This is a genomic window from Streptomyces sp. XM4193, assembly GCF_023072595.1.
Classification (GTDB): Bacteria; Actinomycetota; Actinomycetes; order Streptomycetales; family Streptomycetaceae; genus Streptomyces.
The window spans coordinates 25580-33371 of sequence record NZ_JALLGK010000015.1; the positions used below are offsets into that span (position 1 = coordinate 25580).

A 7792-nucleotide genomic window follows, 5' to 3' on the forward strand; every position below is an offset into this window, starting at 1 on the left:
TCAGTTCGGTCCGGCCTTGTATCCCACGCCGCGTACGGTCACCACGATCTCCGGACGCTCCGGGTCGCGCTCGACCTTGGAGCGCAGCCGCTGCACATGGACGTTCACCAGCCGGGTGTCGGCAGCGTGGCGGTAGCCCCACACCTGCTCGAGCAGCACCTCCCGGGTGAAGACCTGCCACGGCTTGCGGGCCAGCGCCACCAGGAGGTCGAACTCCAGGGGGGTCAGCGCGATCGACTGGCCTGCGCGCTTCACCGAGTGGCCGGCGACGTCGATCAGCAGATCTCCGATGGTCAGCTGCTCCGGAGCGGGCTCCTCCGAGCGCCGCAGTCTCGCGCGGATCCTGGCGACCAGCTCCTTGGGCTTGAACGGCTTGACGATGTAGTCGTCAGCTCCGGACTCCAGCCCGACCACCACATCGACGGTGTCGGACTTGGCGGTGAGCATCACCACCGGTACGCCGGACTCGGCCCTGATGAGGCGGCACACCTCGATTCCGTCGCGGCCGGGCAACATCAGATCGAGCAGCACCAGATCTGGCTTGGTCTCACGGAACGCGGCGAGCGCCTTGTCCCCGTCGGCAACAAACGACGGTTCAAAGCCTTCGCCGCGCAGCACGATGCCAAGCATCTCTGACAGTGCGGTGTCGTCATCGACGACGAGGACGCGTCCCTTCATGAGTTCATCATCCCATTACCCGATCGTGATGTTCTCTCCAGTGGTATGGAACACAGTTCCGCCAGGTCCGCGCCTGTGACCGGGGAGACCGCGCCCGCCTCGGTGACGATCGCCGTCACCAGCCCCGGCGGCGTCACGTCGAAGGCGGGGTTGTGCACCCGCGTCCCCTCCGGAGCCGTCGGCCCGCCGGACCCGACGCACGTGACCTCGGACCCGCCACGCTGCTCCACCACGATGTCGGCGCCGACCCGGGTCGCGGGATCAACGGTCGTACGAGGAGCCACCACCACGAACGGCACCGAGTGGTGGCGCGCCAGAACCGCCAGCGGGTAGGTGCCCACCTTGTTCGCGACCGCTCCGTCGGCGGCGATGCGGTCCGCGCCGACCAGCACCGCGTCCACCTCTCCGGCGGCGAAGAGCGAACCGGCCGCGTTGTCGGCCAGAAGGGTGTGCGGCATCCCCTCCCGCGCCGCCTCGTAGGTGGTGAGCCGGGCGCCCTGGAGCAGTGGCCGGGTCTCGTCGACCCAGAGCATGTCCAGCAGCCCCGCCCGGTGGACGGCACCGACCACCGCAAGCGCCGTACCGCGACCGCCGGAGACCAGCCGGCCGGTGTTGCAGTGAGTGAGGAGCCGCATCGCACGCCCGGGGACCAGCTCGCGCAGCAGCGCACAGCCGTGGTCCGCCATCGCCTCGCTCGCCTCGGCGTCCTCCCGGTGCAGCTCCCGGGCAGCCGCCAGCGCACCCTGCGCGACCTCCTCCGGACCGCCGCCGGCCGCGCTGATCCGCCGGCACACCGACAGCGCTCTGGTGACGCCGGAGGCGAGGTTCACCGCGGTCGGCCGGGCAGAGGCCAACTGCGACGCCGCGACCTCCACATCGGCTCCGCGCGCGGCCGCCAGGGCCACGCCGTACGCACCGGCGATGCCCAGCACCGGGGCGCCGCGCACCCGCAGCGCGCGGATCGCCTCCACCAGCTCGGGCACCTCCGTGCAGAACAACTCCCTCTCCACGTGCGGCAGTTGGGTCTGGTCGAGCAGGGCGACCGCAGGGCCGTCCTCGCCCTGCGCCCACCGGATCACCGGCAGGTCGGTTCGATCAAGAGCAGCCATCCGCCCATACTGCCTCTCGCCGGGGCGCGTTGGGCAGGCCGGAGCAGGCCCGTTCGGCCGCCGTGGGACTATGGCCCCCAGCCAGCGCCGCAGCGACCGAGGTGAATCGCAGTGAACGAGTCTCCGGGCTGGGCCTCGCCCGGGTCCACTCCTCCCGAGCCGGACCGCACCCCGCAGACTCCACCGGGAGAACCGCCGGCCCGCCCCGACGGGGCAGCCCCCGAGCCAGGGTGGTCCGGGCAGCAGCCGCCGGCCGCGCCGTCGGGTTGGGGAGCGCCCGCCGGTGGCAACCACCCCGGCGGGCCGCACGGACGGTGGCACAACTCCTGGCAACACCCACCGGCGGCGAAGCCCGGGGTCATACCCCTGCGCCCGCTGGATGTCAGCGAGATCCTCGACGGCGCGGTGTCCACCATCAGGGCCCACTGGCGACCGGCTCTGGGCATCGCGCTGGGAGTGGCGATCGCGCTGGAGCTCGTCGTCACGCTCACGACGGGCCTGTGGTTTCGGGACAACCAGAGCACTCGCGAGCTGGAGAGCGCGGAAACTCCGACGATGTCCCAGGTGACCGCCGCCTACCGGGAGTTGCTCAGCGCGCAGATCGTCCCCACGCTCGCCGGCCTGGTCGCCTCGGTGCTCGCCACGGCGCTGCTCACCATGGTCGTCTCCAGAGCGGTGCTCGGGCAGTCGGTCAGCGTCGCCGAGGTGTGGCGCGACTCCCGTCCCCTGCTGCTCCGGCTCTTCGGGCTGTCGCTGCTGATCCTGGTGATCGTGGTGCTGCCGGTGGTGGTCGGGGTCCTGCCCGGACTGCTGGTGGGCCTCGCAGGTGCCACCGCCTCCGGAGTGATGCTCTCCCTGCTCGGCCTCACGGCGGGCGCCGTGGTCGCGGTCTGGCTCTGGGTTCGTCTGTCCCTGTCCGCCCCCGCGCTCATGCTGGAGAAGCAGGGCATCAGCACCGCGCTGGTCCGGTCGGCCAAGCTGGTCCGCAACTCGTGGTGGCGGATCTTCGGGATCCAGGCGCTCGCCCATCTGCTGATGATGGTGCTCGCCTTCGTCGTCGGACTGGTGACGAGTGTCATCGCGGCGATGGCCTCGGGCGACGGCCTGGGCGAGATGCTGGGCACCGGAGCGACCGACCAGAGCTGGACCTATCTCGTGGTGCTCGGAATCGGAGCCGTCATCAGCTCGACCCTGACACTGCCCTTCGCCGCGGGCGTCACCACCCTCATCTACATCGACCGGCGCATCCGCCGCGAGGCACTCGACCTCGAACTCGCCCGCGCAGCCGGTGCTTCCGACGCCGACGGCCCGAGCGCCGCCGGAACTCCGCCGGTCCGCTAGGACGATGACGACGGCACCGGTGACAAGCGGCCTGTTGGCGCTCGTGTCCGGTGCCGCCCCGAGCACCCCCGGCTCCGCACGGCGCGCAGCCGGCCCCGACCCGTCCGACGGGCCCCCGGTGGTTGTGGACCGCGAAGCCGCACGCGAGGCCGCGGAGCGCGAGCTGACCCGGTCCGAGTACAGCGATGCGAAGCCCGGACCGGTGCGTCGTGCCGCCGACTGGCTCGTCGAGCAGGTGGAGCAACTGCTCGGCCTGACCGCAGACGGTGGCACTGCGGGCTGGGTTCGCATCGCCGTGCTCCTCGTGCTCGCCGTACTCGTCGCGCTCGCGGTCCCGGCTCTGCTGCGACGACTCGGCCCGCTTCGCCGGCACACCCCGGGCGACGAGCCGAGCCTCTTCACCACCGGCCCACGAGACGCGCGCCAACACCGCGCCGCGGCCGAGCGGTTCGCCGCCGCAGGCGACTGGGAGAGGGCGCTCCAGGAACGCATGCGCGCCGTCGTCCGATCGCTCGAGGAAGCGAACATTGTGGCTGCGAGCCCCGCACGCACCGCGGGCGAGGCCGCCGAGGAAGCCGGACGGGCCCTCCCCCGGCTCGCCCCCGCGCTGGCCGAGGCCGCAGCCTCCTTCGACGAGGTGACGTACGCCCACCGTCGCGTCTCCAGCACCGCGTACCACCAGGTCACAAGCGTCGACACCGCACTCGAGCAGCACCGCCGCACCAGCCGGGCCACCACCGTCGCGAGCGGAGGCCGCCGGTGACCCGCGCCCGTTCGCTGCGCTCCGCTCCCCCGGCCGTCCCGAAGGCCCCGGGCACTCCCCCGCCCGCTGCCGACGACTCGGCCTCCTCGTCCGGACGCGGCCTGCGACCGCCCCGAGCGCGCGGCCTCGTTCTGTCCCTGGTGTTTCTCCTGCTCGCGGGGCTGGCCATCGCCGCCCTCGGCACCCGGCCCCACCACGACGTGCTCGACCCGCGGTCCCCCGCACCGAACGGCAGCCGCGCCGTCGCCCGCCTGCTGGCCACGCACGGGGTCGACGTCCGCGTCGTCACCACCACCGAGGACGCCGCGCACGCCGCGTCCCGCCCCGACACCACCCTCCTGGTCTCCCGACCCGAGCTGCTCGGCCCTGCCCAACTCTCCACACTGGGCACGGCCTTCGCCACCGCCCGAGGTCGCACCGTGCTCCTCGCACCGGACGACACGGCAACACAAGCCCTCGTGCCCCGGGTCCGCGCCACGAGCCGGACGCAGATCAGCGCCCGCCCGGCCGACTGCGAAGCCGGGTACGCGGTCAGGGCGGGCCCTGCCGAACTGGGCGGACTCGGCTACACCACCTCGGCCGCACAGGCCGACAGCTGCTACCCCACCGAGCACGGTTCCGCCCTTGTGCGCATCCCGCGGGCCGACAACGACGGCGACACCGTGCTCCTCGGCACCGGCGAACTCCTCTTCAACGAGCGCCTCGCCTCCGAGGGCAACGCCTCGCTCGCGACCCAGCTCCTCGGCTCGCGCACGCATCTCGTCTGGTACCTCCCTTCGCCCACCGATCCCGCCGCCGACAACGGCGACGAGAGAGGTCTGTTCTCCCTGCTCCCGGACGGCTGGCTCTGGGGATCCGCACAACTCGCCGTCGCGGTCGTCCTGGTCGCGCTGTGGCGCGCCCGCAGGCTCGGCGCCGTGGTGGTCGAGCGCGTCCCGGTCGCGGTCCCGGCCTCCGAGACGACAGAAGGCCGAGCACGTCTCTACCGACGCTCGGGCGCACGCGACCGCGCCGCCGAGGCACTGCGGTCAGCCGCCAGGGAACGTCTCGCTCCGCTCGTCGGAGTCGCCCCCGCCAACGCGCACATCGAGACAGCTCTCTGCCCGGCCGTCGACCTCCACACCGCCGATTCACCGCCCGAGCCGGCCGACCCGCCCACTGCCGCGGCTCTGCTCTTCGGCCCCGCTCCGACGAACGACACCGAGCTCGTGCTCCTCGCGGAACAGCTCGACCGCCTCCATGCCCGCATCAAGTCCTCCCGCGCAGAAAGGGACAGACGCCCGTGAGCGCCCCATCGCAGGACCCAGCCCGTGCCGCCCTCGAAGGGCTGCGCAGCGAGATCGCCAAGGTCGTCGTCGGTCAGGACGCGGCCGTCACCGGTCTCGTCGTCGCTCTTCTGTGCCGAGGGCACGTGCTCCTCGAAGGGGCGCCCGGAGTCGCGAAGACACTGCTCGTACGGGCTCTTGCCGCCGCGCTCACCCTGGACACCAAGCGGGTGCAGTTCACTCCGGATCTGATGCCGAGCGATGTGACGGGCTCGCTGGTGTACAACAGCCGCAACTCGGGGTTCACCTTCCAGCCCGGACCGGTCTTCACCGACATCCTCATCGCCGACGAAATCAACCGAACACCTCCCAAGACACAGGCATCACTGCTCGAAGCGATGGAGGAGCGCCAGATCTCCGTCGACGGCACTCCTCGACCGCTCCCCGAAAACTTCCTCGTCGCCGCGACGCAGAACCCGGTCGAGTACGAAGGGACCTATCCCCTTCCCGAAGCTCAACTCGACCGCTTTCTGCTGAAGTTGACGGTGCCGCTACCGACTCGCGACCAGGAGGTCGACGTCCTGAGCCGCCACCGGGACGGCTTCAGCCCCCGCGATCTGCACACCGCCGGGGTACGGCCCCGCGCCACTCCGGAAGACCTGGAAGCCGCACGGACCGAGGTCGCCTCGACCTCGGTCTCCGCCGAAGTCACCGGCTACATCGTGGATATCTGCCGTGCCACGCGTGAATCCCCCTCACTGACGCTGGGCGTATCGCCTCGGGGCGCCACCGCTCTTCTTGCCACTGCTCGTGCCTGGGCCTGGCTCACCGGCCGGAACTACGTCACCCCGGACGACGTGAAATCGCTGGCGCTCCCCACTCTTCGCCACCGGGTCCAGCTCCGCCCGGAGGCGGAGATGGCAGGCCTCACTCCGGACATCGTGGTCAACTCGGTGCTCGCCCAAGTCGCCGTACCGCGCTAGAAGCAGAGGCCGAACTCAGATGGCGCTCACAGGACGCGCAGCCTTCGTCGCCGCTCTCGGTGTGCTGGTCGTCGGTTTTCTCGTCCCGAGCTGGATCGGGCTGGTTGCCGTCCAACTCCCCCTGCTATTCGCAATTCTGTACGACCTCGCCCGCGCCGCGCCAGCACGTTCCGCCCGCTTCACCCGTTCGGCCCAGCACTCCGTACAGACGGGTTCGCACACCGATGTCGATCTCACTGTGGAGAACCCCTCAGGCCGCCCGATGCGAGCACTCGTCCGCGACGCCTGGCCACCGAGCACGCTGCCGGGCCAACCCTCCCCGCAGCAGCCACGGCACCGTCTCCTGGTGCCGCCAGGCGAGCAACGCCGCCTCACCACCCGGCTGTTGCCCACCCGTCGCGGCGACCACCACGCACATCCCGTCACCATCCGCTCCTACGGACCGCTCGGTGTCGCCGCACGGCAGAGCGACCACACAGTGGAATGCACGGTGCGTGCCCTGCCCGCGTTCCACAGCCGCAGACACCTGCCGTCCCGACTCGATCGACTGCGCGAACTCGACGGCCGCACCAACATCCTCGCGGCGGGTGCAGGCACGGAGTTCGACAGCCTGCGCCACTACGTGCCCGGCGACGACACCCGGTCCATCGACTGGCGCGCGACCGCCCGCCAACCCCAACCGGTCGTCCGCACCTGGCGCCCCGAACGCGACCGCCGCATCCTCCTGGTTCTGGACACCGGTCGGACCGCCGCGGTCCGGGCCGGTCAACTGCCCTGCCTGGACACCTACCTCGACGCCTCCCTCCTGCTGACCGCGCTGGCGGCAAAAGCCGGAGACCGTGCCGATCTGCTCGCACACGACAGGCAGGTACGGGCCACCGTCAGTGCACGAGGGGCGGCCACCGCACTGCCCACGATCGTCTCGGCGCTCGCACCGCTGGAAGCCGAACTGGTGGAAACGGATCCGAGGGCGCTGGCTGCCGCGGCTCTCCACGCCGGCCGACGCAGTTCCCTGCTCGTGCTCTTCACCGGCCTGGAAAGCGCCGGCTTCGAAGAGGGGCTGCTGCCCTTCCTCCCGCGACTCACCACCGACCACACGGTCGTACTCGCCTCGGTGGCAGATCCACAGCTGGCAGAGATGGCACAGCAGCGGGGTTCCGCAGAAGCCGTGTACCGCGCCGCAGCAGCCGAACGAGCTCTCGCCGAACGACGCCGAACCGTACGGCAGTTGAGCGCCCAAGGCGTCATCGTCATCGACGAGACTCCCGACCGCCTCGCTCCGCGACTCGCGGACACCTACCTCGCCCTCAAAGCAGCCGGCCGTCTCTGACACCTCCTCCACCGCCTGCTCCAATCCCGAGGGCCCACGATCAAAGGCGCTCGCAGAACCGGGCACGCACGCTTTCACGGGACCGCATTCGGGCACGGCAAAAGGGCCTGCCGATTGACCGACAGGCCCTTCAACGCCGGAGGACAACGCAGAAAAGGGCCGTACCGGCGATCCGGTACGACCCTTTCCTTCAAAAATTGTTCGGCGGTGACCTACTCTCCCACACGCTCCCGCATGCAGTACCATCGGCGCGGACAGGCTTAGCTTCCGGGTTCGAAATGTAACCGGGCGTTTCCCCATCGCTATGACCACCGAAACACAGT

General features: G+C 70.9%; 7 protein-coding genes and 1 rRNA gene. 5 read left to right on the top strand and 3 right to left on the bottom strand.

The window, feature by feature from the left end; all coding sequences use genetic code 11:
* Both mtrA and mtnA read right to left on the bottom strand, forming a co-directional pair.
* Positions 1 to 678, bottom strand: a complete 678-nt coding sequence (gene mtrA, locus MTQ01_RS24685) for a two-component system response regulator MtrA (protein ID WP_247493097.1) — start codon at positions 676 to 678, stop codon at positions 1 to 3.
* Entirely contained in the window at positions 675 to 1787 is a 1113-nt protein-coding gene (gene mtnA / locus MTQ01_RS24690; protein WP_247493098.1) for an S-methyl-5-thioribose-1-phosphate isomerase, read from the bottom strand. The genes mtrA and mtnA overlap by 4 nt, the downstream gene beginning before the upstream one ends.
* A 111-nt stretch (positions 1788 to 1898) precedes the next feature.
* On the opposite strand from mtnA, the gene MTQ01_RS24695 reads away from it, so the two are divergent.
* From MTQ01_RS24695 to MTQ01_RS24715, 5 genes are read left to right on the top strand one after another with little or no spacing between them, the layout of a single operon-like run.
* Positions 1899 to 3128, top strand: a complete 1230-nt coding sequence (locus tag MTQ01_RS24695; protein ID WP_247493099.1) for a hypothetical protein — start codon at positions 1899 to 1901, stop codon at positions 3126 to 3128.
* Between the two features lie 4 nt (positions 3129 to 3132).
* Entirely contained in the window at positions 3133 to 3891 is a 759-nt protein-coding gene (locus MTQ01_RS24700) for a DUF4129 domain-containing protein (RefSeq protein ID WP_247493100.1), read from the top strand.
* Positions 3888 to 5177 (top strand): DUF4350 domain-containing protein, encoded by a 1290-nt coding sequence (locus MTQ01_RS24705; protein ID WP_247493101.1) that lies wholly within the window; start codon positions 3888 to 3890, stop codon positions 5175 to 5177. Before MTQ01_RS24700 ends, MTQ01_RS24705 begins: the two co-directional genes overlap by 4 nt.
* Positions 5174 to 6139 (top strand): MoxR family ATPase, encoded by a 966-nt coding sequence (locus MTQ01_RS24710; RefSeq protein WP_247493102.1) that lies wholly within the window; start codon positions 5174 to 5176, stop codon positions 6137 to 6139. The genes MTQ01_RS24705 and MTQ01_RS24710 overlap by 4 nt, the downstream gene beginning before the upstream one ends.
* A gap of 19 nt (positions 6140 to 6158) precedes the next feature.
* Positions 6159 to 7469, top strand: a complete 1311-nt coding sequence (locus MTQ01_RS24715) for a DUF58 domain-containing protein (protein WP_247493103.1) — start codon at positions 6159 to 6161, stop codon at positions 7467 to 7469.
* A 199-nt stretch (positions 7470 to 7668) separates the two neighbouring features.
* Here the strand turns inward: MTQ01_RS24715 and rrf are convergent.
* Positions 7669 to 7785 (bottom strand): 5S ribosomal RNA (gene rrf, locus MTQ01_RS24720).
* Positions 7786 to 7792 lie beyond the last annotated feature (7 nt).

Bases quoted from the DNA above. Each gene is read 5' to 3' on its own strand.
- mtnA (WP_247493098.1), bottom strand. From the start codon at position 1,787: ATGGCTGCTCTTGATCGAACCGACCTGCCGGTGATCCGGTGGGCGCAG.
- MTQ01_RS24700 (WP_247493100.1), top strand. From the start codon at position 3,133: ATGACGACGGCACCGGTGACAAGCGGCCTGTTGGCGCTCGTGTCCGGT.
- mtrA (WP_247493097.1), bottom strand. From the start codon at position 678: ATGAAGGGACGCGTCCTCGTCGTCGATGACGACACCGCACTGTCAGAG.
- MTQ01_RS24715 (WP_247493103.1), top strand. From the start codon at position 6,159: ATGGCGCTCACAGGACGCGCAGCCTTCGTCGCCGCTCTCGGTGTGCTG.